Genomic DNA, 26684 nt, shown 5'->3' with positions numbered 1-26684 from the left:
GGGGCGTCACGGGCTTGGACCGGCCGGGAGCCACGAGTTCATCGGCCGCGCTGTGAGGTGATGAGGAACCCATCGGTCCGGGCCGACGGCCGAGGCGGCCTGCCCGCCCGGACCGTGCGCCACGTCTGCACGGTCCTGCGGTCCGCTCCCGGCGACGCCGTCGAGCACGGGCGGCTGTCGGTGGACCCGACCGACCGGTGGACACCGCCGAGCGGTCGCCCGCCGGGTCGGCCTGGGGCTGCGCGAGTTTGCCGTCACGGCCCGCTTCCAGGTGGCCCACGTCGCCGCCAGGCTGCTGGGGCCCACGTGGAGGGTGCTCACCGGCGAGTACCCCGCCGGGCCGGTCCCGCTCGAGGAGCACCTCCCGGGGGTGCGGCAGTTGACCGGGCTGCGTTCCGGCACGCCACTGGGGACGGAGACCTGGCTCCGGTGGGGGAGCTGATCGCCGCCCTCGCCGGTGCCGGGCAGGGACGCGGGGGGCTGACCGCGACGACCGGCCCGCACGCGGTGCGCCCGCGAGTTGACCTCCCGGGGTGAGCAGCAGTAGGCCTGGGAACGGACCGGCCGGTATCGAGCGCGCCGGGAGGGCCGCTGGCATGCAGGGTCTCCTCGAGAGCGTCCTGTCCGTACCGACGGTCCTGGCCATGGGGCTGGTCTCCGGTGCCGTCATCCGCCGGCTGCTCGGCGTGCGGCTGCGAGCGGTGCCAACGGTGCCCGCGGCCGTGGTTGTCGGGTCGTCGTCCCGGAAGGGCCCCTGCCGGGGGTCGGTCGCCCGCACGGGGCGGCGCGTCGGGGCGGAGAGCGTGTTCGGGTCGGCGGCCGAGTTCGCCGACAGCACCGAGGAGCACCGGCAGTCCCGCCGCGCCGACCTCGAGGCGCAGGCGGCCGGGAGCCCGCCGGCCGCGAGCGTCGCGTCACAGGGGCTCGCGCTGTCTCGTCTCCACACCGGAGCCCATGCACGAGAGGAGCGCACGATGCGAGTGTTGGTGGCAGGTGGGAGCGGGGTCATCGGCCGGGCCGTGGTGTCCGCACTCGTCGCGCGGGGCCACCAGGTGAGCGCGACGACCACGGACCCCGCCAAGCTGGACCTGCTGCTGCGGCTGGGAGCCGAGGGGCGCGTCATGGACGGACTGGACCCGATGTCCGTCGGCGAGGTGGTCGCGGCAGCCAGGCCGGACGTCATCGTCAACGAGATGACCGGTCTCTCGGGACGGCACGCGGGCAAGGCCAACCCGCGGAGGCCGGACCGCTTCTTCGCGGCGACGAACCGGCTCCGTACGGAGGGGATCGACCACCTCCTGGCCGCGGCAGACGCGGCGGGCGGCTCGCGGGTCGTGAGCCAGAGCCACGGCAGCTTCAACGGAGCACGTCAGGGCGGATGGGTGAAGACGGAGGACGATCCTCTCGAGATGACCGTGGGGACCAGGGCGGTCGCACATCTGGAGGAGGTGGTCACCGGAGCGGGCGGGGTCGCCCTGCGGTACGGCGCCTTCTACGGAGCCGGGGCCAACGAGGAGCAGATCCGGTTGGTGCGCAAGCGTCTGCTCCCGGTCATCGGCGGGGGGACGGGGTACACCTCCTGGGTCCACGTGGACGACGCCGCGAGTGCGACGGTCCTCGCGGTGGAGCAGGACCGCACGGGTGTCTACAACGTCGTCGACGACGAGCCGGCGCCGGTCTCGGAGTGGCTGCCCCACCTCGCCGCGTGCGTGGGAGCCAAGCCGCCCCTGCGGGTCCCGGCGTGGCTCGCTCGGGTGCTGGCGGGCGACATGGCGGTCGGCATGATGACCGAGGGGCGGGGCTTCTCCAACGCGAAGGCGAAGCGCGAACTGGGCTGGGTCCTGCGGTACCCGTCGTGGCGTCAGGGGTTCGAGGCGGATCTGGCGGGACGGCAGCTGGAGATGTCGTGAGCCGGACCCAGGAGTTCGAGGAGCTGCGGCCCCTGCTCTTCTCCCTCTCCTACCGCTTGCTGGGCAGCGTGGCCGAGGCGGAGGACGCGGTGCAGGAGGCCTGGCTGCGCTACGAGGGGACGCCGACCCGGCCCCGGTCCCCCAAGGCGTTCCTCTCCGCTGTGGTCACCAGGATCTCGATCGACGTCCTCCGGTCGGCGCGAGTCCGGCGCGAGCAGTACGTGGGCGAGTGGTTGCCCGAGCCCCTGCTCACCGATCCGTACCAGGACCCGGCGAGGTCGGCGGAGCTGGCGGACTCCGTGTCGATGGCGGCACTGCTGCTGCTCGAACGTCTGTCGCCGCTGGAGCGCGCCGTGTTCGTGCTGAGGGACGTCTTCGGCTACGACTTCTCCGACGTGGCCGCGGCGGTGGGGCGATCCGAGGCTGCCTGCCGCCAGCTGCTGGTGCGGGCTCGGGACCACATCCACGGTGGACGACCACGGTTCGAGGTGGACCGCCGGGCACGGGAGGTGCTGGCGGACCGGTTCTTCGCCGCGTTCCGCGACGGGGACGTCGACGGACTCAGGGACGTGCTCGCCGCGGACGTCCAGCTGGTCGGCGACGCCGGGGGCAAGGCCCCCGCCCTGAGCCGCACCGTGGCGGGTGCGGACAAGGTCGCGCGCCTGCTCGCGGCGGTCTTCGCCGACCTCGCAAGGGTCGGCGTGACGCTGGAGCGGTGCGAGGTGAACGGTCAGCCCGGCGCGATCCTGCGGGACCGCGAGGGCAAGGTGGCCTTCACGTTCGCGCTGGACCTGCTGGGAGGACAGGTCCAGACCGTCCGCTCGGTGGTCAACCCCGACAAGCTCCGGCACCTGGGGCCGGTGGCGGACGCCTGGGAGCTCCACCGGGAGGTCAAGGAAGCGAGACGTCGCTGACCGGGATCCCGGACGCCCGCGAGCGTGCGACCGTGGGCTGGAGCTGGTGGCCGTGGGGTCGGCCCTGGCACTACGGCAGCTTCGGGCCGATGGGCATCGGGCTCGCGATGGGGCCGCAGGCCATGGACGCCGTGGTGCAACGAACGGCCCTCGCCTGGACCTCGCCGTCGAGGACGACGGATCGTCGATGGAGGTGTCGCAGTTCTCCCCGATACGGCCCAGACCCCCAGGCGGGTGGAGATGGCCGACGGCGAGGGCTGCACCGGTGCCCGGATCCGGGCTGCTTTCGCGGCCCGGCCCCGTGGTCCTGCGCGGCCGTGACCCACTCGTGCATCCCAGTGACCTGGTCGCGCCGACCGCCCAGCCCTGACCTCAACGGGTCTGCCCGCCGTCAGGACCGGCCGGCCGGCCACGAGGCCGTGAAACGACCGGGCGCGGTGGCGGCCGCGCGGAGAGCATCCGCAGCGGCGGGTGAGCTGTTCACGCGCCAGTCGGTCTCCTTGTCGTACTGGAACCAGATGACCACCTGCACGCCCTCGTCCAGGGCCAGCTCGAACAGCGCTTCGATCCAGGCCGCCTTGTCGCCGCCCTCCTCCGACGAGCCCGTCTCGGTGATGGCGAGCGGGCGGTCGGACAGGCGCTGGAGGTCCGCCAGCGACTCCCCGAAGACCTCCTCCGGACTGCGCCAGCCACCCCACGGGAGCGCGGTGCCGCCGTTGTAGCCGTCGATGCCCACCCAGTCGACCGCGTCGTCACCCGGGTAGAGCGCCGCGTACGACTCCGTTCCCGGTGCGTGGACGTTGACCGACCACACCCAGAGGACGTCGTCCGCCCCCTCCTCCTCGAACACCTCCCGGACGTGGTGCCAGGCCGCTGTCGCCTGGGCCGGCTCGTTCCCGTTGACGCCGGTCGACCAGGGGTAGTGCGGGGCGTTGAGCTCATGCAGGAACCTGAGGCCGAGCCGGCCTCCCCAGTCCCGGACCTGCCGGGCGAACGCCCGGACGTAGTCGTCGTGGACACCGCCCGCGATGCTCGCCAGCGAGTAGTCCGGCTGGTCGACTCCGGCGCCTGGGGACCAGGCCTCCCAGGTCAGCAGCGGCAGGGCTCCGCGTGCGGCGACCGCGTCAGCACGAGCGGTGTCGAGCGGTTGGCGCCCGGCCCACGCCTGGTACCACTGGTACACGCCGACCGGCGTGCCGGCGACGTCCGCGAAGGAGTCCAGCGCCGTCACGTCGTCGGCCGCGACACCGAGCGTGACCGGTTCCGCTCGACCGCAGCCGGCCAGCCCGAGGACCGGCAGGATCGTCAGCACACCGACGGTCGTCCACAGCCGGATCGGGTGCACCACTCGTTGGTACCACCCCTCCCTTCGCCGGGCGAACGAGCCGAACGGTCGCCGAGCCCGCATCATCGATGGGCGTGTCGGCGAAACCAGGCGTGTCGGGGGTCATCCGGGGAAGTGGGGCGATGAGCGCGCGTACGGTGCCGGTCCCGCCCGTGGCGGCCGTGGAGGAGGCACGCGTCCGAGCACTGGAGGACCTCGGAGTCCTGCACACCGGGCCGGAGGAACGCTTCGACCGGATCACGCGGCTGGCCCGGCAGGTCTTCAAGGTCGCCTCTGCCGCGGTCACGCTCATCGACCGGGACGTGCAGCACGTGAAGTCCCAGGAGGGCCGGCACCTGGACGCGGTGCCCCGTCACGACTCGTTCTGCCACCACACGCTGGGGACGGGCCGGACACTCGTGGTGGAGGACGCCGCGGGGGACGAGCGCTTCGCCGGCAACCCGCTGGTCCTCGGTGGGCCGAACATCCGCTTCTACGCCGGTCACCCTCTCGAGGCACCCGGCGGCCACCGGGTGGGCGCCCTGTGCCTCATCGACGACCGCCCACGCCGGTTCACCGACGAGGAACGGGCCCTGCTCGAGGAGCTCGCCGGGTGGGTCCAGGAGGAGATGACCCGGTCGAGGGAGTTGCAGCAGGCCGCGGAGGTCCAGCGGGCCCTCCTCCCATCCCGCTGGCCGGATCTCGACGGGTACGACCTGGCCGGCGCGTGCATGCCCGCACGGAGCGTCGGTGGCGACTTCATCGACTGGGGGTGCACCCCGGACGGGGACCTCGCCATCACGTTGGGGGACGTGATGGGGAAGGGCCTCCCAGCGGCGATCGTGATGGCCACCGTCCGCGGCGCCATGCGGCTGGCGAGCCGGGGGGCCGAACCTGGCGACGCCGTGCGCGAGGCGGCGGCGACCCTCTACGAGGACCTCGACGGGACGACCACCATGGTCACCCTCTGCCATGCGCGGCTGTCGCCCCGTGCGGCGACTCTCCGCTACACCGACGCGGGTCACGGCCTGATGTTGCTGGTGCGAGCGGACGGTTCGATGGTGCGACCGCAGCGGGGCGGTCTGCCGCTGGGCATCCTGCCCGACCAGGAGTGGCGGGAGGACCGGGTCGTGCTGAGGGCGGGCGACACGGTCGTCGCGTTCAGCGACGGGCTGCTCGATCTCTGCGGCGGCTCGCCCGAGACGGCGCTGGACGAGGTGGCCCGTGTGGTCAGGGGCGCCGCGTCGTCCGGCGACGTCGTCCGGCGGTTCATGACACTGGCACGGACCCGGCCGGTGCTCGAGGACGACGTCGCGATCCTGGTCATGCGGAGGGACCCGTGAGCCGGCACCGGCCGCCCGACAGCCTCCGCGCCCGTAGCCGTCGGGGACTCATCCGGGTGCTGGTCATCCTGACGCTCGTCTCCGGGGTCAACTACGTGACCTGGCGCTGGTTGTCCTCGGTGAACTGGGACAACTGGTGGATCGCGGTCCCGCTCGTGCTCGCTGAGACCTACAGCCTGATCGACGCGTTCCTGTTCGGCGCCACGATGTGGCGGGTCCGTGAGCGTGGCGAACCGCTGTCCCCGCCGGACGTGACGGTGGACGTGTTCATCACCACCTACAACGAGCCCGTCGACATGGTCATGGCCACTGCCCACGCTGCCGCCGCGATCCGATACCCGCACCGGACCTGGGTGCTCGACGACGGGGAGCGGGCCGAGATGCGCAGTGCGGCGGCCGCAGCCGGCATCGGCTACATCACCCGGAGCGCCGACTGGGCCGACCGGCCGCGGCACGCCAAAGCGGGCAACCTCAACAACGCCCTGTTCGCCACCGAGGGCGAGTTCCTGCTCATCCTCGACGCCGACCAGGTCCCCGACCCGGCGATCCTCGACCGCACGCTCGGCTACTTCCGGGATCCCCGGGTCGCGCTCGTGCAGACCCCGCAGTGGTTCGTCAACGTGGACGACTCGGACCCCCTGGGCAGCCAGGCCCCGCTGTTCTACGGCCCCATCCAGCAGGGCAAGGACGGGTGGAACGCGGCGTTCTTCTGCGGCTCCAACGCGGTGCTGCGGCGGGAGGCCCTGATGCAGCTCGGAGTCGTTGGCTACGTCCGCGAGGTTGAGGTGGCCGTGCGCGAGGCTCTTGGTGCCGCGGGGACGATGATCGCGCAGGCGCGGCGGGAGGCCCGGCACCACCCCGCGGCCGTCGCAGCGCTGGACCAGGTGTCTGCGGCGGTCCGGGACGCGCGGTCGGAACTCAAGGCCGGGCAGCCCGTCTCCGAGGTCACCTACCGGTTCCAGCAGCGCGTCGATGCGGCGAGCCAGGGCATCGTCGCGGCCGACATCGAGGCGCTCAGGGCGGATCTCGCCGCGATCGAGACGTTGCCCATCGGAACCGACGGCCAGCTCAACGCGGTGGTCGTCGACGAGGCGGCGCTCGAGCAGCTGGCCGCCCGGGAGTGGTCGCCGCTCGGTGCCCTGGAGTCGATCCAGGCGCTGGTCCGCGCGGTCGACGTCGACCTCGTCGACGAGGCGCAGCCGGTGATGCCGCTCGCGACGATCTCGGTCACCGAGGACATGGCCACGGCCATGCGGTTGCACGCGCTGGGCTGGCGGACCGTGTACCACCACGAGGTCCTCGCCCGGGGTCTGGCGCCGGAGGACCTCGGCACCATGCTGCACCAGCGGCTGCGCTGGTCGCAGGGAACGCTGCAGGTGATGCTGAAGGAGAACCCGCTCGTCCAACGGGGGCTCAGCGTCGGGCAACGGCTCATGTACTTCGCCACCATGTGGAGCTACCTCTCCGGCTTCGCCGCCGTGGTGTACATCGCGGCGCCGGTGCTCTACCTCTTCTTCGGCATCCGGCCGGTGCAGAGCTTCGGTGGCGACTTCGCCGTCCGGCTCCTCCCGTACCTGCTCACGACGCAGCTGCTCTTCCTGGTCGTGGGCTATGGCATACGGACCTGGCGCGGGCAGCAGTACAGCCTCGCGCTGTTCCCGCTCTGGATCCGGGCGTGCACGACGGCAGTCGGCAACGTGTTCTTCGGGCGCAGCCTCGGGTTCGTGGTCACGCCGAAGACCCGTCAGGACAGCGGGCGGTTCCCGTGGCGGCTGATCCGGGCACAGCTCGTCGCGATCGCGCTCCTGGTGGCCGCGCTGGTCGTCGGGCTGGTCCGGCTCTGGCTGGGGCTCGCGCCGACGGCACAGGGCACCTGGATCAACGTGGTGTGGGTGCTCTACGACCTGGTCGTGCTCAGCGTGATCATCCAGGCGGCGCGCTATCGGGGGCCGGTGCGACAGGAGGAGGCAGTGTGATCGAGGTGGATGCGCAGGAGGCCGGGAACTGGGTCGTGCTCAGGCCCCAGGGTCGACTGACGATGGTCACGGCGCCCGAGCTGCGCGCCGCGGTCGCCGAGGCGGTGGAGGCCGGGCGGGTGCGGATCGTGGTCGACCTCAGCGCCTGCGAGTTCATCGACTCCTCCGGTCTGGGGGCGATCATCGGCGGTCTCAAGAAGGCGCGCCAGGTCGGTGGCGACCTCCGGATCGCCTGTGTGGGCCCTCAAGTGGCCACCGTCCTCCAGCTCACCAACCTCGACCGGGTCCTCCGCTCGCACGACAGCGTCGTCGGAGCCCTGCGTGACGGATGAGGAGGTCCTCCGCCTGACCGCATCGACCGTGCCGGCGTCTCTCGAGGCCGTGCACGCGCTGCTCGAGCGCTTGTGGCTCGAGCACGGCGAGGTCGTGCCGGAGGACCGCATGCGGTTCGAGATCGCCGTCACCGAGATCGCCGGGAACATCATCCGACACGCCACGGACGGCGATCCGATCGACTTCGAGCTCGAGGTGGTGGCACGGCCCGGCCGTCTCCAGGCTGAGTTCCGCGACGGCGGAAAGCGGGTCGATGTGGAGCTGGACGGGGCGCAGCTGCCCTCTCAGCTCGCCGAGTCGGGGCGCGGTCTCGCACTGGCACTGGCCGCGGTACACGAGCTCGGCTACCGGCGTGAGGGCTCCACGAACCACTGGCGGATCGTGCGGTGGCGCACGGACCCCTGACCGGTGAGGTGCATCGTCGACGCCACACTGGGCCGATGCGTTCTCGGTGAGGCCGTTGTGGAGCCGGGCCAGCCGCTGCACCGAACTGCGATGCCCGATCGGAGACGAGCGACCACCTGTGGACCGGCGGCGACACGACGCCGGGCTGCTCCGACTGACCCCGAGAGTCCTGACGGGTCCCCGATCACCGAACGAGGAACGGATGACACTGCACGTGCGCCCAGCGGCGCCCGAGGACGTCGCGGCCGCGGCTGCGGTGCTCGCCGACGCCTTCACCGACTACCCCTGGACCCGGTGGACCGTCGACGCCGATCGCCACGGCGAGCGGCTGATGGCGCTGCACTCTCTCTTCCTCGCCGAGGTCGCCCTGCCCTTCGGGTCGGTCGACCTCGGCGAGACGGATGAGGAGCTCATCAGCGTCGCGGTGTGGATGCCCAGCACCGGAGTACCCGACGAGGCGTGGGCACGGGTCGGGACGGCCGCCGCCGAGCTCGCCGGCAGCCGGGCGGCCGCCGGGGCCGCGGCCGAGGCGGCACTGGCCGGACGTCGGCCCGACGGGCCGCACGTGACGCTGGCCAGCCTCGGTGTCCTGGCCCTCCGGCAGGGGCGAGGCGCAGGTGCCGCGACGCTGTTGCCGGGGCTCGGCCGCGCCGACCGGGAGCGGCTGCCGGTGCACCTGGAGACCAGCGCCGAGTCCAACGTGCGCTTCTACCGGCGCCTCGGCTTCTCGATCACCGACGTCGTCGACCTGCCCGGCGGGGGGCCGCGCACCTGGCTGATGCGCCGTGACCCCTGCGCGGCACCCCCCGGGACCGCGGGGACAGCCGCTGACACCGGGGCGGGCTCGGAGCAGCGCACCCGGTGGACGGCTTCCTGATCGTCCTCATCGTGGAACGATCGCGGTGCCCGACGTGTGCCAGGCTGCGCCATGGCCGACAACAGGTACCGCCTCCCGGAGAACGAGTTCCTCGCCGGTGCCCGGGTTCCGCTGCACGAGCAGGTCGAGATGCAGGCTGAGCCAGTCCCGCCACCCGCCGATCGGCGAGGCGATCCGATGCCGTGGGCGGACGGCGGCTCCGGCGACGCGGACGGCGACTGACCTCTCGCGGAGCGGTCGGGAGCGCGGGCCGCGTGGTGAGGACCCCGGCAGCCGATGGCAGGGGGACCGTTCATCGACTCGAGCCCGCAGGTCCTGTGGCTGGATGCGGAGGGGAGCGGACGCTGGAACGGTACGACGAGATCCGGTTGGCCATGCTCCGGGACCTCCTGGCACCGCTCCCCGGTGACCGGGCGGCCGCGGTGCTGGCCGCGCTCGAGACGCTGGTCGAGGCCGTCGGTCGCCCGCGCTGACCGCCCGCCTTCGCCTGATCCGCGGGACCGCAGCTTTGCGGTCGCGTGACGTTCCACCGCGCATCCCGATGCTCGAGGGGATCCGGGGCACACCAGTCCGTGGCCCTGCCCGGGCGTCGCTCCGAGGCCAGGGCGAGCCCGCACGGAACAGGATCTGGAGGGTCAGCATGCTGCAGCAGCACCCGACCCGGTGGTGGCTGACCGTCGCCGCTGTCGCCACCGCTCTCACCGTCGCCGGCTGCGGCGACGTGACCCGGGACCTCGACGGCACCGGTGCCGTGGGCCCCGACGAGGTCGTGAGTGGTGCGGTCACGGTCCTCCAGGTCCAGCTCGAGTACCCGCTCGACGGCGTCTACGAGGTGGGGGAGGACGCCCGGCTCTACCTCGGCATCGCCAACGACGGAACCGAGGACGACGCGCTGCTCGACGTCCGGGGACCGGACTTCGCCGACGCCGTGCTCACCGTCGACGCAGAGGGCGTCGAGGCCGTCCCCGTGCCGGCCGACGACACCGTGTACGTCGGCGCGGAAGGTGCGCCGTCGGTCCTCCTCCGGGAGCTGCGGACGCCGCTGCGGTCGTCGCAGTCCGTTGCGGTGACACTCGTGTTCGAGGATGCGGGGGAGGTGACCGTCGATGCGGTGGTCGCCGCGGAAGGGCAGACGCCGACGCCGCCGTTCGACTTCCCCGACCCGGCGGAGGACCCCACATCGTGACCTGCGGCCGCTGGATCACGCGATCGGTCGGCGTTGCATCCGCCGGCAGCGCGACGCCGACGGCGAGCACACGCACCACCAGGCGAGCACACGCACCACCAGGGGAGCCCCGGGCTCGGGGACGCCGAGGGCCGCTAGCTGCCGGTTGAGGCGGGCGTGGACGGGGGTGATCCGGCTGCACGACCTGCGCCACACCCACGCCACCCTGCTGCTGGCCGACGACGTGCCGGTCGAGGTCGTGTCGGAGCGCCTCGGTCACGCCAGCGCCACCATCTCGCTCACCGTCCACCAGCACGTGCACCACGGCATGGGCCGGGAGCCGCCGACCGCTTCGCGGCGCTGCTCGCGGGCTGATCCGACGGACGGAGTACCACGGGGGCCTCCGAGGCCCCGGCAGCAGAACACCCCGGGCTCCTGACCTGCAGGAATCCCGGGGTGAGGTGGTGTCCGAGGGGGGACTTGAACCCCCACGCCCGATAAAGGGCACTAGCACCTCAAGCTAGCGCGTCTGCCATTCCGCCACCCGGACGAGTGCGAGACAGAGACTACCGGACGCCGGGACGGCGATCACGCACCCCCTCGCCGGCGTTCCCGGAACTCAGGCGGGGGCGACGGCGACCCGTCCCCGGCCGCTCCGCTTGGCCTCGTACAGCGCCCGGTCGGCGGCCGAGTAGAGCGCGGTGAGGTCGCCGGCGCCGCCGTGCAGGTGGGCCACGCCGAGGCTGATCGACAGCGTGAGCAGGGTGCCGTCGGGCAGCGGCAGCGGGGTGGAGCGGACGACGTCGTGCAGCTGTTCGGCGCGTCGTGCGGCCACCGCCGCGGAGCACCCGGGCAGCAGGACGGCCAGCTCGTCGCCGCCCAGCCGGGAGAGGACCGCGTCCTCGGCGCGTACCTGCTCGCGGAGGATCCGCGCGAGGTGCACCAGCGCCGCGTCGCCCACGGGGTGGCCGTGGGAGTCGTTGATCGCCTTGAACGAGTCCACGTCCATGAGCACCAGAGCCGTGCCCGCCGCCGTCCACCGGGGGGCGCTCCGGGTCAGCGCCTCGTCGAACACCCGCCGGTTGACCAGCCCGGTGAGCGCGTCGACGCGGGCCTGCTCCTGCAGCGCGGCGACCAGCTCCTCCTGCCGTTCGTTGCCGCGGACCAGCATGACGGCCATGACGACCAGGACGGCGCCGAAGAACAGCAGGCTGGTCGTGGCCGCCTCGGCCGGGAGCAGCAGGTAGAGGCTCAGCGCGTCGGCCACCACGGCGATCGAGGTGGCGAGGACCACCGCGCCGCGGCGCAGGTGCGAGGCCGCCCAGAGGACCGGGAAGGCGAGGAAGGACTGGCCGGTGATGCTCGCGTCGCCGGTCAGCGAGTTCAGCGTGGTGGCCAGCAGGACCCCGCCCAGCGCCAGGCCGACGCAGAAGCCGGTCCGGTCCAGCGCCTCCGCGGAGACGAACCGGCAGACCGCGGCACCGCCGAGCATCAGCAGCACGCCGGCCCACGACCCGACGGCCACGGCGACCGACGGGTCCTCCACGGCGGTCAGCGCGGCCAGGGCGGCGGCGCACACCACGAGGATGAGCACGGCGCTGCGCGCGGCCGTGCGGGGCTCACGGGCCCGCAGCGCACTCGGCAGTTCCACACCCCGGTGATCGGCGCGGCGGCGTCCGCGGTGGAGGCCCGTCCCACCCCTCCGGGGGACGCGCCGGGCCGGTGGCACGATCGGCGGCATGTCCGAGACCTCGCCCGCCCCCCTCGCCGCCGCCCAGGCCGAGGTCGCGGAACTGCTGAGTGACCTCATCCGCATCGACACGACCAACACCGGGGACACCGCCACCGGCAAGGGCGAGCGGGCGGCCGCGGAGTGGGTCGCCGGCAAGCTGGACGAGGTCGGGATCGGCAGCGTCATCCACGAGTCGGAGCGGGGGAGGGCCAGCCTGGTGGCCCGCATCCCGGGCGCCGACCGCAGCCGGCCCGCCCTGCTCGTCCACGGCCACCTGGACGTCGTCCCCGCCGACCCGGCCGAGTGGAGCGTCCACCCCTTCTCCGGCGAGGAGCGTGACGGCTACGTGTGGGGCCGCGGCGCGGTCGACATGAAGGACATGGACGCGATGGTGCTGGCGCTGGTCCGCGACTGGGCCCGCACCGGCGTGCAGCCCCCGCGGGACGTCGTGCTGGCCTACGTCGCCGACGAGGAGGCCGGGGGCCGGCTGGGCGCCCGCTTCCTCGTGGAGGAGCACCCCGACCTGTTCGAGGGCTGCACCGAGGCGATCAGCGAGGTCGGCGGCTTCAGCATCACCGTCCGCGACGACCTGCGCCTCTACCTGGTGCAGACCGCCGAGAAGGGCCTGGCCTGGATGCGGCTGACCGCCGGCGGCAGGCCCGGCCACGGCTCGTTCGTCCACGACGACAACGCCGTCACCCGGCTGTGCGCGGCCGTGGCGCGGCTGGGCTCGCACCGCCTGCCCACCGTGCTCACCCCGCCGATGCGCCAGTTCCTCGCCGCCGTCGAGGACGCCTACGGCATCGAGATCGACCCCGACTCCCCCGAGGAGGCCCTCGCCCGCCTGGGCAGCATCAGCCGGATGATCGGCGCGGCGCTGCGCAACACGGTCAACCCGACGATGGTCGAGGCCGGCTACAAGGCCAACGTCATCCCGGGCACCGCCAGCGCCACCGTCGACGGCCGCTTCCTGTACGGCCAGGAGGAGGAGTTCGAGCGGCAGCTGGCCGGCCTGCTCGGCGAGGGCGTCCAGCGGGAGTGGATCGTGCACGACCAGGCCGTGGAGACGACGTTCGACGGCCCGCTGGTCGAGCAGATGGTCGCCGCGCTCAAGGCCGAGGACGACGGCGCGCGGCCGGTGCCGTTCACGATGAGCGGCGGCACCGACGCGAAGAGCTTCGAGCGCCTGGGCATGCGCTGCTTCGGGTTCTCCCCGCTGCGGCTGCCGCCGGAGCTGGACTTCGCCTCGCTGTTCCACGGCATCGACGAGCGGGTGCCGGTGGAGTCGCTGCGGTTCGGCATCCGCGTGCTCGACCGCTTCCTGCGCGCGGCCTGAGCCGGCCGTGGTGTGATGCGGCGGTGACCTCCACCACCCCCGGCCCCGGCTCCGTCGCGCTGATCACCGGGGGCACCGGCGGCTTCGGCCGGGCCCTCGCCGAGAAGCTGCGCGGGGGCGGTGTCACCGTCGTGCTCGCCGACCTCGACAGCGAGCGGGCCCGCGCCACGGCCGCCGACCTCGGCTGCGGGTTCGCCGTCCTCGACGTCACCGACCGCGCGGCCAACCGGGCCGTCGTGGCGCAGGTGGAGGCCGAGCACGGCCGGCTCGACGCGGTGTTCCTCAACGCCGGCATCGCCGGGTTCGACTCCGACGCGCTGCTGGACGTCGAGGGCTTCCTGCGGGTGGTCGACGTGGACCTGTTCGGCGTCGTCTACGGCACCGAGGCCGCGCTCCCGGCGCTGCAGCGATCCGGCGGCGGTGCGATCGTCGTGACCGCGTCGCTGGCCGGGCTCTCGCCGATGGCCACCGACCCCGGCTACAGCGTGGCCAAGGGCGGGGCGGTGGCGTTCGTCCGGTCGATGGCGCCCCGGCTGGCCGCCGAGGGCATCACCATGACCGCGATCTGCCCGGGGTTCGCCGACACCGCGATCATCGACCCCATCCGCGAGGAGTTCGAGAAGGCCGGCTTCCCGGTGCTGACCGCCGCGGAGGTCGCCGACGCGATGGTCGCGGCCTGGGCGTCGGGGGAGCCCGGCGCGGCCTACATCGTGCAGCCGGGCATCGGCGCCGTCCCGTACCGGTTCAAGGGCGTGCCCAGCGCGCGCACCGCGACCGGGGAGACCGCCGTCGTCCCGGAGGCGCTGCGCCCGCCGACGATGCGCTGACCTACCGCGCGGGGCCGGTGGGCCCGGAGCAGGCGAACAGGAACGCCGGTGGCACGTTCCACGGGGAGATCCGCCGGCGCACGGAGGCGAAGCGCCTGCGCAGCTCGCCCTCCATGAGGGGCGAGTACTGGATCACCAGCGTCACCCCCTGCGGCGTCATCGCCTTGGGCAGCACGTCGAGGATGCGGCGGCGCAGCCCGGGCTCCAGCGAGGTGTAGGGCAGCGCCGAGACGACGACGTCGGCCAGGGAGCCGTCCAGGTGCGCGTCGAGGAACTCGGCGGAGTCGCTGACCACGGTCAGGCGCGGGTCCCGGTGGCGCTCAGCCAGCAGCCGGGCCAGCCGCGGATCGATCTCGAAGGCCAGCAGGCGCGCGTCGGGGCCGAGCCGGGCGAGGATCTCGCCGGTCTGCGAGCCCGTCCCGGCGCCCAGCTCCACGACCAGCCGCGCCGCGGGCAGGTCGGCCAGGTCCAGCATGTCGCGCACCGCCCAGCGCGAGGTCGGCAGGACCGCCCCGACCTGGCGCGGGTTGGTGACGAAGGCCTGCAGGAAGCGCAGCCGGTCGGTCAGGTGGGAGAGCATCGACGTCCTTCCCGGCCGCCCGGGGAGTCGGCGACCGCCGGTCCGCACCTTGTCACGACCGCGCCCCGGCGGCGAACCGGACGGCCCGGAACGCGGGTCACCGGCGCGTCTGGCAGGGTCGCGGGCATGCGTGCATGGCGGGTCCACGAGCTGGGTGATCCCTCGGCGGTGCTGCGGCTGGAGGACGTCGAGCCGCCCACCCCCGGCGACGGCCAGGTGCTGGTCCGGGTGCGGGCCGCGGCGCTGAACTTCCCCGACATCCTCATGGTGCAGGGGAGGTACCAGGAACGCCCGCCGCTGCCGTTCACCCCCGGCGTCGAGCTGTGCGGTGAGGTCGTGGAGACCGGCCAGCGGGTGATCGGCGGCCCCTCCGGCGGCCCCGGCGCCTTCGCCGAGTACGCCCTCATGGACGCCGACGGCGCCTGGCCGGTGCCCGAGGGCATGTCCGACGAGAAGGCCGCCGCGCTCTACCTGACCTACCAGACCGGGCACGTCGGGCTGCACCGCCGGGCGCACCTGCAGCCGGGGGAGTGGCTGCTGGTGCACGCGGGCGCCGGCGGCGTGGGGTCGGCGGCGATCCAGCTGGGCAAGGCGGCCGGCGCGCGGGTCATCGCCACCGCCGGGGGCGCGCGCAAGGTCGAGGTCTGCCGCGAGCTCGGCGCCGACCACGTCGTGGACTACACCAGCGAGGACTTCGTCGCCGTGGTCAAGGAGGTCACCGGCGGTCACGGCGCCGACGTCGTCTACGACCCGGTCGGCGGCGACGTCTTCGACCGCTCCCGCAAGTGCATCGCCTTCGAGGGGCGGCTGGTCGTGGTGGGCTTCACCAGCGGCCGGATCCCGGAGGCCCCGGCCAACCACGCGCTGGTGAAGAACTACAGCGTCGTCGGCCTGCACTGGGGGCTCTACCGCACCAAGGAGCCCGCGCTGATCGCCCGCACCCACGAGGCGCTGACCGCGCTGGTCGCCGCCGGGCAGGTGGACCCGATGATCGGCGACGTGCTGCCGCTGGACCAGGCCCCGCAGGCGCTGGCGCGGCTGGCCGACCGCAGCACCGTGGGCAAGGTCGTGCTCGTCCCCTGAGCGGGGGCGCGCTAGATGTGCGGCTTGGGCAGGTAGGACAACCGCGCCCGCCGGCGCAGGATGGCCTTGCGCGTGCCGTCGGCGTGCAGCTGCAGCCGGGCGAGTTCCCAGCCACCGACGTCCGACTGCAGGCTCAGCATGGTCGCCGCTGCGGACCGGGACGTGCCCGGTGGGATCCGCAGCGGCGCGAACTCGTAATCCCCGGCAACCGCCTCCATCAGCCCGATTGTGCCCGCCCGTCGCCCGTGGAGCACGTGTTCGTCGTCTCCCGGTCTGCCGGTCACCCGTGCGGGCGGCAGGATGGGCCCGACCCCGACCGCACGACGAGAGGGAGGACGACGTGACCGACCCCGGCATCGACGCGACCGACGCCGACCGCGCCGAGCAGCAGGACCTGGTCGATCCGCCCGAGGTGTCCCTCGCCGCCGACGCCACCCCGCCCGCGGGTGACGTGCCGGAGGCCGATGCGCTCGACCAGCAGCTGGTGGCCCGGCCGCGGGGCACCGGCGCGCCGCTGCGGCCCGTGGGCGACCGCGAGGCCGACGACGCCGACGTCCTGGAGCAGGAGGCCGACGTGCCCGTGGAGGAGGACCCCGACCTCACCTGACGCGCCCCCGCGCCCGGGCCGGTCCGCCGGCCCGGGCGCGGGCTCAGCGTCCCCCGGCCAGCAGCGAGCCGAGGACGTCGGTCCGGACCGACGTCCGGTCCGCCGTCGGGGCCGGCGCGGGCGCCACGAAGGGCACCTCCTGCTGGCACACGGTGCCCTCGGCGGGCAGGGCCACCTCGAGCAGGTAGGTGTCGGCCGCGGCGGTGATGCACGCGGAGTTGCCCAGGTAGGCGGTGTGGTTGTCGCCCTCCATCGTCAGCAGCCGGGCGTTGCCCAGCTGCGCGGTGAGCCGCTGCGCCCACGGGTAGGGCGTCGCGGGGTCGTAGGTGGTGCCGATGACCAGCACCGGCGGTGCGGACGCCGGGACGGTGAACGGGCCGGTGAACGCGTCCTCGTCGCGGGCGGGCCACAGCCCGTAGCTGATCTCGGCGTACCCGCTGTTGGACCAGAAGTGCGGGAACGACGCCCACGACTCCGCGCCACGGTCCAGGTAGACCCCCAGGTCGCCCTGCGGATAGCGCTGCTCGCTGGCGCCGATGGTGAAGTAGCGGTCCAGGCCGGGGTCGAACGTGCCGTCGTCCCGGCGGCCGTAGTAGCCGTCCACCAGCTGCCGGATCGCCGAGCCGTCCCCGGCGGCCGCGGCGGCCAGCGCCGCACCGAGGGTGCCCCACCGGCGCTTGGAGTACAGCTGCCCGAACGTGGCGATCAGGATGTCGTCGCCGGTGACCGCCCGCGGGTCGGCGGGGTACCCGTCGGCGGGGATGGGCGTGGCGTTCGCGGCGGCGACCAGCCGGTCGTAGGCCAGGTAGGGGTCGGTGCCGCCGAAGCCCGAGCAGGCCTGCTGGTCCACCGCGCACGCCTCGGCGAAGCGGGCCAGGGACTGCTCGAAGCCGGCGGTCTGCTCGGCGATGTTGCTCAGCGGGTCGGAGATGTACTCCTCGGCGTCGATCGCGCCGTCGAGCACGAGCGCCCGGTACCGGTCGGGGAAGAGGGCGGCGTAGGTGGCACCGAGGAACGTGCCGTAGGAGAAGCCCAGGTAGCTCAGCCGCTCGTCGCCGACGGCGGCGCGCAGCACGTCCATGTCGCGGGCGACGTTCGCCGTCGACACGTGTTCGAGGATCGGCCCGTTGGCCAGGCAGGCGTCCACGTAGCCCTGGGCCTTGGCGACGTAGGCGTCGACGTCGATGTCCAGCGGTGTGGGCACCGGCATCGAGTAGATGCCCTGGGTCTCCTGGTCCACCCGGCAGTCGATCGACGGGCTGCTCTGGCCGACGCCGCGCGGGTCGAACCCGACGACGTCGAACCGCGCGGTCAGCCCGGGGAGGAACGCCGCCCCCACGGCCTGGAGGACGTCCACGCTCGTCCCGCCCGGGCCGCCGAAGTTGAAGAAGAGGGACCCGATGCGGTTGGCCGGGTCGGTGGCCGGCACGCGGGCGAGCGCGATCTGCACCTGCGCGCCGGCGGGGTCGTCGTAGTCCAGCGGCAGCGGCGCGGTGGCGCACTGGACGCCGGCCGCCGTCCCGGCCTCGGTGGTGCCGCAGTCGGTCCAGGTGAGGGTGGGGACGATCGGCTCGGCGGCCGGGACCGCGGGCGCCCGGGCGCCGGCGACGCCGCTGCCGGTGCCGAGGGAGAGCGCGGTGACGACGCCGATGACGGCGGTCCGACGGCAGGCGGTCACGAGCACGGCAGCCCCCTGGAGGCCCGGGCGCCGCGGGCGGGTGCCCGGAGTGGGGCCCATGGGACACCCACCCGGGAGGCCGGGGCAACGGCCCGCCGGGGAGTCGCGCCGTCTCTTTCTGAGACCGGCTGGTCCGGGCGGTGCGCGGCCGCCCGCCAGGCCTTCCCCCACCGAGGTCACTATGGTTAGGCTCGCCTAAGTCCTGTGTCGCAGATCTCGAGGGAGCGCCCATGACGACGAGCCCCGGCCGGAGCCCCGCGCCGCCCGCCGTGCTGGCCGACCCGGCCGAACGAGCCCGCACCGTCGCCTCCCGCGAGCCGGCCGCCCTCTGCGTCCGCGGCCTGGCACCCAGCCGGCCGCTGGCCCACGCCACCACCCGCGACGGGCAGGTGCTGGTGCTCGTGCCGGGCGCGGGGGAGGTGGCCGCCGCCCTGGCCGGGGAACCCGACGTCACCGCCGTCCTGATGGTCAGCGACCGGGCCCCCGTCCCGCTGCGTGACACCCTGCGCGCCCAGCTGTGGCTCTCCGGCTGGCTCACCCCGGTCCACCCCGCCGACCAGCGCCTGGCCGCGATGGCCTTCGCCGACGTCCGCCCGGTCGGGCAGCTGCTCGACGTCGGCGGCGACACCACCCTGCTGCGCCTGGACCTCGCCGAGGTGGTGCTGCGCGAGGGCACCGGCTGCGCCGAGGTCGGCCCGCACGACTACGCCGCCGCCCGCCCCGACCCCCTCGCCGGCGTCGAGGCGGCGATGCTGCGCCACCTCGACCGCGACCACCCCGAGGTGCTGCAGCTGCTGCGCAGCCGCATCCCGGCCGGCGAGCTGGGGCCCCGCGACGTCGTCCGGCCCCTGGGCGTGGACCGGTTCGGGTACCGGCTGCGCATCGAGCGGCTGACCAGCACCCGCGACCTGCGGATCCCCTTCGCCCGGCCGCTGACCTGCCCCGGGCAGCTGCACGGGGCCACCCGGCAGCTGCTGTGCGCGGCCCGCGCCGCGCTGGCCCGCCGCGACTGACGGCCTTCGTGGCCACTTCGGCCGCCTCCCGAGGGGCCGAAGTGGCCACGAAGGCCCTCGGGTGGGCCGGTCCGCTGGGCTAGTCCGCGTTGTCGGCCAGCAGCGCGGCCAGCCGGGTGCGCCGCGGCCGGACGTCGACCTGACCGACCGCGCGGGCCAGCGCCGCCCCGCTGGCGTGCACGATCGACAGGTGCCGCTGGGCGCGGGTGAGCGCGGTGTAGACCAGCGGCCGGGAGAGCATCCCCCCGGCCTCCGGCGGCAGCACGACGACCACCCCGGCCCACTCCGAGCCCTGCGCGCGGTGCACGGTGATCGCCCAGCCGTGCCGCAGGTCGCTCATCGCCGACCCGCTGACCGTCACCGGCCCGGAGGCGAAGTCGACGTCCAGCGTGCCGTCGCCGGTGCCGGTGACCACACCCACCTCGCCGTTGGCGAACCCGATCGGCTCGAGGTCCAGGTGGTTGGCGGTGGCCACCACCCGGTCGCCCACGTCGAAGCCCCACACCGTGCCGTCGCCGGGGTTCAGCTGCGCCTTGAGCGCCTTGTTCAGCTCGATGGTGCCGGCCGGCCCGCGGTGCACCGGGGTGACCACCTGCACCGCCGCCGGGTCGATGCCCAGCGCCCGCGGGATCGAGTCGGTGACCAGCTGCACCACCCGCCGGGCCGCCTCCGCGCTGCCCGCCGCCGGGACCACGACGACCTCCCGGTCGGGGGAGTCCACCGGCGGCAGCTCACCGGCCCGCACGGCGTTGGCCAGCCGCGCGATCGCCCCGCCCTCGGCCTGCCGGTAGAGCGTGGTCAGCTCCACGACCGGGACGACGCCGGAGTCGATGAGGTCGCCCAGCACGTGCCCGGGGCCGATCGAGGGCAGCTGCGCAGGGTCACCGACCAGCAGGAGGTGGGTGCCGTCCTGGCAGGCCTCCAGCAGCGCCGCGGTCAGCTCGACGTCCAGCATCGAGGCCTCGTCGACCACGACGACGTCGGCGTCCAGCGGCCACTCCTCGTTGCGGGCGAACCCGCCGGAGGTGCCCTGGGCGCCGAGCAGCCGGTGCACGGTGACCGCGGGGTGGTCGGTGAGCTCCTCCAGCCGCTTGGCCGCCCGCCCCGTGGGGGCGGCCAGCGCGACCTCGCTGCCCTTGGACCGCAGCAGCGACACCACCGCCGCGACCGTGCGGCTCTTGCCGGTGCCCGGGCCGCCGGTGAGCAGCGAGACCCCGGCGCCGAGCACCTGGGCGACGGCCTTCTTCTGCGCCTCGTCCAGCCCCTTGGCCACCGACCGGACGGCGGCGGGGTCGGCGATCCGCTCGGCGGTGGCCATCAGCCGGGCCACGTTCTCCGCGACCGCCTCCTCGGCCATGCCGTAGCGGGCCAGCGACAGCGTCCGCAGGGCGGGATCCGGTTCGGGCAGCTCCTCGACGTCGGCGTCCTCGTCGAACTCCGGCTCCGGCGGCTCGTGCTCGAGCACGTCGCCGCTCTCCACGGCGGCCACGATCGCCGCCGCCGGGTCGGCGACCTGCTCGGCGCGCAGGGCCGCGACGACCAGGTCGGCGGGCAGCACGGTGTGCCCGTCGCGGGTCGCCGTGCGCAGCGTCATCGACACGATCGCCCGGCCGCGGCGGGTGTCCTGCCGGTCGGCGCCGGGCAGGACCGCGATCGCCAGCCGGTCGGCGTCGGCGAGGGTGACCCTGGGCAGGGTCAGCAGCGCCCACGGGTCGTCCCGCAGCCGGCGGGCCGCGTCGGTGCCCAGGGCGTCGGCGGCGGTGGCGGCCAGCCTCGCCTCGAGACCGGCGCCGACCAGCAGCGCCACCACCTCGTAGGTGGGCTGGGCGGCCAGGAACCCGGAGAACAGCCGCTCGGCGCGCTGCCGCCCCACCCGGGGCAGCTTCAGCAGCCGGTCGGCGGTGACGTCGTCGGGGGAGGTGATGCCCGCGGCGGGGAGCTCGGCCGCGGCCCGCTTGCCCAGGCCGGGCCAGAGGCCGGCGGCGCAGAAGGCGGCGAAGACGGGGTCGGCGGCCACGGCGGGGCGGGTCATCGCCGCTCCGGGTAGCCGAAGTAGGGCGCGGAGACGTCCTCCAGCGCGGTGCGGATCGCGGCCGGCAACCGCACCGCCTCGGCGTCCAGCGAGGCCTGCAGCTGCTGCGCGGTGCGCGCGCCGACCACGGGGGCGGTCACGCCGGGACGGTCCCGCACCCAGGCCAGCGCCACGGCCAGCGGGCTGGTGCCCAGCCCCTCGGCGGCGGTGATCACCGCCTCGACAATGCGGTCGGCGGTGGCGCTGCGCAGCCCGTCGATGAACCCCTGCCACTGCGGGGAGGCCCCGCGGGACTCCGGCGGCGTGCTGTGCCGGTACTTGCCGGTCAGCAGCCCGCGGCCCAGCGGCGACCAGGCCAGCACCCCCAGGCCCAGCGTCTCGGCGGCCGGCACGACCTCGCGCTCCACCCCGCGCTGCAGCAGCGAGTACTCCACCTGGGTGCTCACCACCGGCGCCCGGCCCGGCCAGGCCCGCTGCCACGTCGCGGCCTGCGCGGTCTGCCAGCCGGTGAAGTTGCTGACCCCGACGTAGCGCACCCGCCCGGAGCTGACCGCGGTGTCGCACGCGGCGAGGGTCTCCTCCAGCGGGGTCGTCTCGTCCCAGGCGTGCAGCTGCCACAGGTCCACGTGGTCCAGGCCCAGCCGGTCCAGGGAGGCGTCGAGGGCGGCCAGCAGGTGCCCGCGGGAGCCGCCGCGGCCCATCGGCCCCGGCGCGGTGCGCCCGACGGCGGTGGTGGCGACCAGCACGTCGGAGCGGGGGACGACGTCGGCCAGCAGCCGGCCCAGGGTGCGCTCGCTCTCGCCGTCGCCGTAGACGTCGGCGGTGTCGACCAGGGTGCCGCCGGCGTCGACGAACGCCGTCAGCTGCATGGCGGCCTCGTCCTCGTCGGTGTCCCGGCCCCAGGTCATGGTGCCCAGCGCCAGCCGGGAGACGACCAGGCCGCTGCGCCCCAGCGCGCGTTGTTCCACGGGGGGCCAACCTACCGGCGACCCCCCGCCCGGGCCGGGGAGCTCGGGGGATCGGGGACGGCGCGCCGGGCTGGGGATGCCGCCGCACCGGAGCGGCGCCCGGGTCCCCGGCCCGGCCGCGCCTAGGCTGGCCTCCCGTGCTCCGCAGACCCGTCCCCGCCCGCCGTCGCAGCCCCGCTCCCCACCGGGGGATGAGCACCCGATGAGCTGGGTCGAGGCCGTCGTCCTGGGCCTGGTGCAGGGCCTGACCGAGTTCCTGCCCATCTCCTCCAGCGCCCACCTGCGGGTGGTGGGGGAGGCCTTCGGCTGGGGCGACCCGGGCGCGGCGTTCACCGCCATCACCCAGATCGGCACCGAGGCCGCGGTGCTGCTCTACTTCCGCCGCGACATCGGCCGGATCATCGCCGCCTGGGTGCGCTCGCTGGGCGACCGGTCGGCGCGCAGCGACCCCGACGCCCGCATGGGCTGGCTGATCATCGTGGGCAGCCTGCCGATCGTCGTCCTCGGCCTGCTGTTCCAGGACGACATCGAGACCACCTTCCGCAGCCTGTGGATCGTCGCGGTCGCGCTGATCGCCTTCTCGCTGATCCTGTTCTGGGCCGACCGGGTGGGCGCGAAGAAGCGGGAGCTGGACCGGCTGACCGTCGGGCACGGCATCGCCTTCGGGGTCGCCCAGGCGATGGCGCTGGTGCCCGGCGTCTCCCGCTCCGGCGGCACGATCACCATGGGTCTGTTCCTCGGCTACTCGCGCTCGGCCGCGGCCCGCTACTCGTTCCTGCTCGCCGTCCCCGCCGTCCTCGGCTCGGGCTTCTTCCAGGCCTACGAGGCGCTCACCGGCGACGTGGCGGGCGAGACGGTGTCGTGGGGCCCGACGCTCCTCGCCACCGTGCTCGCCTTCGGGGTGGGCTGGACCGTGATCGCCTGGCTGCTGCGCTACCTCGACCGCGGCAGCTTCACCCCCTTCGTCGTCTACCGGGTGCTGCTGGGCGGGCTGCTGCTGGTGCTGCTCGGCACGGGGGTCCTCGCCGCCTCCTGACGCCGCCCGCGCGCGGTCGACCACCGGGTGCGTGCCCGGCGACACGCCCGGTCGCGGCGGGTCGCCGGGCACCGGTCCGGTGATCGACCGGGGGAGCCGTGCGCAGCGCCCCCTAGGCTGCGGCGTCGTGACCACGGTCCTCCTCCTGCGGCACGGCCGGTCGACGGCCAACACCGGCGGCGTCCTCGCCGGCTGGACCCCGGGCGTGCAGCTCGACGAGACCGGGCAGGCCCAGGCCCGCGCGGTGGGGGAGCGGCTGGCGCCGGTGCCGCTGGCCGCCGTGGTGAGCAGCCCGCTGGAGCGCTGCCGGCAGACCGCCGCCGCCGTCCTGCCCGGCCGCGACCTGCAGCTGCAGACCGACGACCGGCTCGGCGAGGCCCGCTACGGCGACTGGACCGGCCGGACGCTCGAGGACCTGGTCAAGGAGCCCCTGTGGAAGGTCGTGCAGCAGCACCCCTCCGCCGCGGTGTTCCCCGGCCCGGAGGGGGAGGGGCTGGCGCAGACCCAGGCTCGCGCGGTCGCCGCCGTCCGCGCCTGGAACGCCACCCTGGGGCCGGACGCGGTCTGGCTGGCCTGCAGCCACGGCGACGTCATCAAGGCCGTCCTCGCCGACGCCCTCGGCCTGCACCTGGACCAGTTCCAGCGGATCGTCGTCGACCCCGCCTCGATCTCGGTGGTCACCTACACCGAGACCCGCCCGTTCGTCGTCCGCATGAACGACACCGGCGGCGACGTCACCGCGCTCATCCCGCCGAAGAAGAAGGGACGGCGCCGGAAGAAGGCCGACTCCGACGCCGTCGTCGGCGGCGGGGCCGGCGCGACCGTGTGACCTCGGCGTCTCCGGCTCGCCCCGGACGCCCGTCCGCGTAACCTGGGGCCCGTGCCGCGCCAGGTCCATCTCTTCGACCGTCCCTCCCGGTTCGTCGCGGGCACGGTCGGGCAGCCCGGCGACCGCACCTTCTACCTCCAGGCCTCGGACTCCGCCGGCCGCGTCGTCAGCGTCGCGCTGGAGAAGACCCAGGTGCAGGTGCTCGCCGACCGGATGGACGAGCTGCTCGACGAGGTCGCAACCCGGCCGGGCACCGTCGTCCCGCCCGACGCCGAGGTCGACGACCTCGAGCCGCTCACCGCGCCGGTCGACGAGGAGTTCCGCGTCGCGGCCATGGGCCTGGCCTGGGACGGCGAGGCGCAGGCCGTCGTCGTCGAGGCCGTGGCCGCCGGTGAGGAGCCGGTCGATGAGGACGCGATCCTCTCCGACAGCGAGGAGGGGCCCGACGCGCTGCGGGTCACCATCACCCCCGCGGCGGCCCGGGCGTTCGTCGTCCGCGCCCGCCGGGTGATCGCCGCCGGCCGCCCGTCCTGCCCGCTGTGCTCCCTGCCGCTGGACCCCAGCGGGCACGTGTGCCCGCGGCAGAACGGTTACCGCCGCTGAGCCGGGTGGGCTGGGTGTGACGAGGCCGACCCGATGACCGAACGTCCCGCCGACCCGGCGTCGGACCTGCGCGCCCCGGCCGGGGACGACGAGGCCCGCGCGCTGCTCCTCGAGGGTGAGATCGACCTCGAGGGGCGGATGCTCGATGCCAGCAACGTGACCCTCGTCGGCACCATCCGCACCGGCGAGCTGGAGGCCGAGTGCGTCTACAAGCCGGTCGCCGGCGAGCGCCCGCTGTGGGACTTCCCCGACGGCACCCTCGCTGGCCGGGAGGTCGCCGCCGCGCTGGTCTCCGAGGCCACCGGCTGGCGGGTCGTGCCGCCCACGGTGCTCCGCGACGGCCCGTTCGGCCCCGGCATGGTGCAGCTGTGGATCGACGGCGACCCCGACGTCGACCTCGCCGCGTTCGTCCGCTCCGACCACCCCGGCCTGCGCCGCATGGCGGTCTTCGACGCGGTGGTGAACAACGCCGACCGCAAGGGCGGGCACATCATCCCCACGCCCGACGGCCACGTGTACGGCGTCGACCACGGCATCTGCTTCTCCGTGGACCCCAAGCTGCGCACCCTGCTGTGGCGCTGGGCCGGGCAGCCGCTGCCCGCCGAGGCGGTCGAGGTGCTGGAGCGGCTGACCGGCGACCTGCTGGGCGACCTCGGGGAGCAGCTGCACGACCACCTGACCCGCCGCGAGGTGCGCCGCACCCAGCAGCGGGTCGCCGACCTGCTGCGCACCGGGCGGCACCCGCAGCCCAGCGGCGACTGGCCGGCGCTGCCCTGGCCGCCGTTCTGAGCTGTCCGCTTTCGTCGAGATCCCCGCATCTCGCACGGTTCCGGCGCTCCGGGCGTGCGAGATCCGCGCATCTCGCACGGTTCCGGCGCTCCGGGCGTGCGAGATCCCCGCATCTCGCCCTGTCGGTGCGCGGGGAGACAGTGAACCCATGCCGCACCGATCGCGCCTGGCCGTCCTGCTCATCGACCTGCCGCCGGAGCTCCACGACGAGGGGCGCGCCTTCTGGGCCGCCGCGACCGGCCACCCCGTCGAACCCGACCCGATCGACGACGACTGGTCCGCGTTGGGCACCTTCGCCGACGGCTTCCACCTGGAGGTGCAGCGCACCGGGGCCGGGACGCTGCCCCGCTGGCACGTCGACATCGAGACCGACGACGTGCCCGCGGAGGTCGCCCGCCTGGAGGCGCTGGGTGCGCGGCGGTTCGCGGACATGGGCGGCTTCTGGCAGATGAAGGACCCGTCCGGACTGGTGTTCTGCGTGGTCGGCGTCCAGACCGCGGAGTTCGACCGGTACGCCACCAGCTGGCCCTGAGCCGCTACTCCAGCCGCACGAGGCCGATCATCGCCGCGGCCTGCAGGCCGTCGCCGTCCACGGTGAGCACCTCCAGCGGCACCCGCCGCCACACCGCCAGCAGCAGGTCGCCGGCGGTGCCGGTCAGCGCCGCGATGGGGAACGGCCGCGAGCCGGGGAACAGGGTGCGCTCGGCGTCGGCGTCCACGGCGTGGAACACCACCGGGTGCGCGGTCTCCGGCGGCCCGTCCGGCAGCGCCCCCGGCACGATCACCTCCAGCCACTCGTCGAGCCCGTCGAGGCCGACGGCGGCCGGGATGGGCCGGACGTCGCCGAGCACCTGCTCGACGTCCACGGTGTGCACCACCGCCTCCATGGTCTGCCGGCGCAGCACGAACGCCACGTCCTGCCGGGGCGCCCACGTCCACACCCGCTCGGCCGGGTCGGCGCCGGCCAGCACCGTCTCCAGCTCCGCGGACTGGGCCAGTCCGTAGCCGAGCAGCTCGTCGTCCGGGTGCCGGACGGGCTCGACGTAGGTGCCCGGGTCCACCGCGCGGGTGCGCACCACCCACGCCCAGAAGTGCTGCACCTCGGCCAGGTGCCAGACCACGTCGGCGAGGGTCCAGCCCGGGCAGCCGGGCACCGGTGCCCGCCAGCCGTGCGCCAGGACCGCCTCGGCGGCGGCGTCGGCGAAGCGGGCGTTGGTCTTCTGCAGGACCGGCAGGTACTCGTCGGGCTCCACGGTTGCTCCTCGGGCACGGGGCGGCGTCCACCGTCAGGATGAGGGCCGACGGGCGCGGCCGGTAGGCGCAT

26 protein-coding genes and 1 tRNA gene are annotated in these 26684 nt (G+C 74.4%); 18 read left to right on the top strand and 9 right to left on the bottom strand.

Annotation, left to right across the window (positions count from 1 at the left end):
• Positions 1-644: 644 nt before the first annotated feature.
• Positions 645-1910, top strand: coding sequence for an NAD-dependent epimerase/dehydratase family protein (locus ACI79E_RS13260; protein ID WP_456933013.1), 1266 nt, complete (start codon positions 645-647; stop codon positions 1908-1910).
• Positions 1907-2824: an RNA polymerase sigma-70 factor gene (locus ACI79E_RS13255; protein WP_456933012.1), complete on the top strand. Its 918-nt coding sequence runs from the start codon at positions 1907-1909 to the stop codon at positions 2822-2824. Before ACI79E_RS13260 ends, ACI79E_RS13255 begins: the two co-directional genes overlap by 4 nt.
• 391 nt (positions 2825-3215) lie before the next feature.
• On the opposite strand, the gene ACI79E_RS13250 is transcribed toward ACI79E_RS13255, so the two are convergent.
• Positions 3216-4169, bottom strand: a complete 954-nt coding sequence (locus tag ACI79E_RS13250) for a glycoside hydrolase family 26 protein (RefSeq protein WP_456933011.1) — start codon at positions 4167-4169, stop codon at positions 3216-3218.
• Between the two features lie 122 nt (positions 4170-4291).
• Between ACI79E_RS13250 and ACI79E_RS13245 the strand changes: the two genes are divergently transcribed.
• The 6 genes from ACI79E_RS13245 to ACI79E_RS13220 all read left to right on the top strand — a co-directional run bounded on the left by ACI79E_RS13245 (position 4292) and on the right by ACI79E_RS13220 (position 10268).
• On the top strand, positions 4292-5491 hold the full coding sequence (locus ACI79E_RS13245; RefSeq protein WP_456933010.1) for a PP2C family protein-serine/threonine phosphatase: 1200 nt from the start codon (positions 4292-4294) through the stop codon (positions 5489-5491).
• 56 nt (positions 5492-5547) lie between these two features.
• Positions 5548-7467 carry a glycosyltransferase gene (locus ACI79E_RS13240; RefSeq protein ID WP_456933009.1) on the top strand — a complete coding sequence of 640 codons (1920 nt, stop codon included), beginning with the start codon at positions 5548-5550 and terminating at the stop codon, positions 7465-7467.
• Positions 7464-7799 (top strand): STAS domain-containing protein, encoded by a 336-nt coding sequence (locus ACI79E_RS13235; RefSeq protein WP_456933008.1) that lies wholly within the window; start codon positions 7464-7466, stop codon positions 7797-7799. Before ACI79E_RS13240 ends, ACI79E_RS13235 begins: the two co-directional genes overlap by 4 nt.
• The gene (locus ACI79E_RS13230) at positions 7789-8205 is read left to right on the top strand and encodes an ATP-binding protein (protein WP_456933007.1); all 417 of its coding nucleotides are present in this window, start codon (positions 7789-7791) and stop codon (positions 8203-8205) included. The genes ACI79E_RS13235 and ACI79E_RS13230 overlap by 11 nt, the downstream gene beginning before the upstream one ends.
• A 202-nt stretch (positions 8206-8407) precedes the next feature.
• On the top strand, positions 8408-9082 hold the full coding sequence (locus ACI79E_RS13225) for a hypothetical protein (protein ID WP_456933006.1): 675 nt from the start codon (positions 8408-8410) through the stop codon (positions 9080-9082).
• Positions 9083-9722: 640 nt separating this feature from the next.
• The gene (locus ACI79E_RS13220; RefSeq protein ID WP_456933005.1) at positions 9723-10268 is read left to right on the top strand and encodes a copper chaperone PCu(A)C; all 546 of its coding nucleotides are present in this window, start codon (positions 9723-9725) and stop codon (positions 10266-10268) included.
• 441 nt (positions 10269-10709) lie between these two features.
• Here ACI79E_RS13220 and ACI79E_RS13215 read toward each other — a convergent pair.
• Positions 10710-10797 (bottom strand) — tRNA-Leu (locus ACI79E_RS13215).
• Between the two features lie 69 nt (positions 10798-10866).
• On the bottom strand, positions 10867-11898 hold the full coding sequence (locus tag ACI79E_RS13210) for a diguanylate cyclase (RefSeq protein WP_456933004.1): 1032 nt from the start codon (positions 11896-11898) through the stop codon (positions 10867-10869).
• Positions 11899-11986: 88 nt separating this feature from the next.
• On the opposite strand from ACI79E_RS13210, the gene ACI79E_RS13205 reads away from it, so the two are divergent.
• Together ACI79E_RS13205 and ACI79E_RS13200 are read left to right on the top strand one after the other, a co-directional pair.
• Positions 11987-13315 carry a M20/M25/M40 family metallo-hydrolase gene (locus ACI79E_RS13205; RefSeq protein ID WP_456933003.1) on the top strand — a complete coding sequence of 443 codons (1329 nt, stop codon included), beginning with the start codon at positions 11987-11989 and terminating at the stop codon, positions 13313-13315.
• Between the two features lie 23 nt (positions 13316-13338).
• A complete protein-coding gene (locus ACI79E_RS13200; RefSeq protein WP_456933002.1) occupies positions 13339-14142 on the top strand; it encodes an SDR family oxidoreductase in 804 nt (267 codons plus the stop codon).
• 1 nt (position 14143) lies between these two features.
• On the opposite strand, the gene ACI79E_RS13195 is transcribed toward ACI79E_RS13200, so the two are convergent.
• Positions 14144-14722 carry a class I SAM-dependent methyltransferase gene (locus ACI79E_RS13195; RefSeq protein ID WP_456933001.1) on the bottom strand — a complete coding sequence of 193 codons (579 nt, stop codon included), beginning with the start codon at positions 14720-14722 and terminating at the stop codon, positions 14144-14146.
• 126 nt (positions 14723-14848) lie between these two features.
• On the opposite strand from ACI79E_RS13195, the gene ACI79E_RS13190 reads away from it, so the two are divergent.
• On the top strand, positions 14849-15805 hold the full coding sequence (locus ACI79E_RS13190; RefSeq protein ID WP_456933000.1) for an NADPH:quinone oxidoreductase family protein: 957 nt from the start codon (positions 14849-14851) through the stop codon (positions 15803-15805).
• A gap of 11 nt (positions 15806-15816) precedes the next feature.
• Here the strand turns inward: ACI79E_RS13190 and ACI79E_RS13185 are convergent, their stop codons facing one another.
• Positions 15817-16023, bottom strand: coding sequence for a DUF5703 family protein (locus ACI79E_RS13185; RefSeq protein ID WP_097206678.1), 207 nt, complete (start codon positions 16021-16023; stop codon positions 15817-15819).
• A 122-nt stretch (positions 16024-16145) separates the two neighbouring features.
• On the opposite strand from ACI79E_RS13185, the gene ACI79E_RS13180 reads away from it, so the two are divergent.
• Positions 16146-16412 carry a hypothetical protein gene (locus ACI79E_RS13180; RefSeq protein WP_456932999.1) on the top strand — a complete coding sequence of 89 codons (267 nt, stop codon included), beginning with the start codon at positions 16146-16148 and terminating at the stop codon, positions 16410-16412.
• Positions 16413-16455: 43 nt separating this feature from the next.
• Here ACI79E_RS13180 and ACI79E_RS13175 read toward each other — a convergent pair whose 3' ends face one another.
• Positions 16456-18096 carry an alpha/beta hydrolase gene (locus ACI79E_RS13175; protein WP_456932998.1) on the bottom strand — a complete coding sequence of 547 codons (1641 nt, stop codon included), beginning with the start codon at positions 18094-18096 and terminating at the stop codon, positions 16456-16458.
• Between the two features lie 224 nt (positions 18097-18320).
• Between ACI79E_RS13175 and ACI79E_RS13170 the strand changes: the two genes are divergently transcribed.
• Entirely contained in the window at positions 18321-19103 is a 783-nt protein-coding gene (locus tag ACI79E_RS13170; protein WP_456932997.1) for a DUF2470 domain-containing protein, read from the top strand.
• A 79-nt stretch (positions 19104-19182) separates the two neighbouring features.
• Here the strand turns inward: ACI79E_RS13170 and ACI79E_RS13165 are convergent, their stop codons facing one another.
• Together ACI79E_RS13165 and ACI79E_RS13160 are read right to left on the bottom strand one after the other, a co-directional pair.
• Positions 19183-21135, bottom strand: coding sequence for an AAA family ATPase (locus ACI79E_RS13165; RefSeq protein WP_456932996.1), 1953 nt, complete (start codon positions 21133-21135; stop codon positions 19183-19185).
• Positions 21132-22103, bottom strand: a complete 972-nt coding sequence (locus ACI79E_RS13160; RefSeq protein ID WP_456932995.1) for an aldo/keto reductase — start codon at positions 22101-22103, stop codon at positions 21132-21134. Before ACI79E_RS13160 ends, ACI79E_RS13165 begins: the two co-directional genes overlap by 4 nt.
• Before the next feature lie 202 nt (positions 22104-22305).
• On the opposite strand from ACI79E_RS13160, the gene ACI79E_RS13155 reads away from it, so the two are divergent.
• From ACI79E_RS13155 to ACI79E_RS13135, 5 genes are all read left to right on the top strand, one after another.
• The gene (locus tag ACI79E_RS13155; protein WP_456932994.1) at positions 22306-23139 is read left to right on the top strand and encodes an undecaprenyl-diphosphate phosphatase; all 834 of its coding nucleotides are present in this window, start codon (positions 22306-22308) and stop codon (positions 23137-23139) included.
• A 127-nt stretch (positions 23140-23266) separates the two neighbouring features.
• Positions 23267-23968 carry a histidine phosphatase family protein gene (locus ACI79E_RS13150; protein ID WP_456932993.1) on the top strand — a complete coding sequence of 234 codons (702 nt, stop codon included), beginning with the start codon at positions 23267-23269 and terminating at the stop codon, positions 23966-23968.
• A gap of 51 nt (positions 23969-24019) precedes the next feature.
• Positions 24020-24571 carry a DUF3090 family protein gene (locus ACI79E_RS13145; protein ID WP_456932992.1) on the top strand — a complete coding sequence of 184 codons (552 nt, stop codon included), beginning with the start codon at positions 24020-24022 and terminating at the stop codon, positions 24569-24571.
• A gap of 33 nt (positions 24572-24604) precedes the next feature.
• Positions 24605-25360 carry an SCO1664 family protein gene (locus ACI79E_RS13140; RefSeq protein ID WP_456932991.1) on the top strand — a complete coding sequence of 252 codons (756 nt, stop codon included), beginning with the start codon at positions 24605-24607 and terminating at the stop codon, positions 25358-25360.
• A 148-nt stretch (positions 25361-25508) separates the two neighbouring features.
• Positions 25509-25892, top strand: a complete 384-nt coding sequence (locus tag ACI79E_RS13135) for a VOC family protein (RefSeq protein ID WP_456932990.1) — start codon at positions 25509-25511, stop codon at positions 25890-25892.
• A 4-nt stretch (positions 25893-25896) separates the two neighbouring features.
• On the opposite strand, the gene ACI79E_RS13130 is transcribed toward ACI79E_RS13135, so the two are convergent.
• The gene (locus tag ACI79E_RS13130; RefSeq protein WP_456932989.1) at positions 25897-26613 is read right to left on the bottom strand and encodes a maleylpyruvate isomerase family mycothiol-dependent enzyme; all 717 of its coding nucleotides are present in this window, start codon (positions 26611-26613) and stop codon (positions 25897-25899) included.
• Between the last annotated feature and the right edge of the window lie 71 nt (positions 26614-26684).

Source organism: Geodermatophilus sp. SYSU D00079, assembly GCF_054050635.1.
The sequence above is the reverse complement of the archived record's forward strand: the minus strand, read 5'-3'. Positions and strand labels throughout refer to the sequence as shown.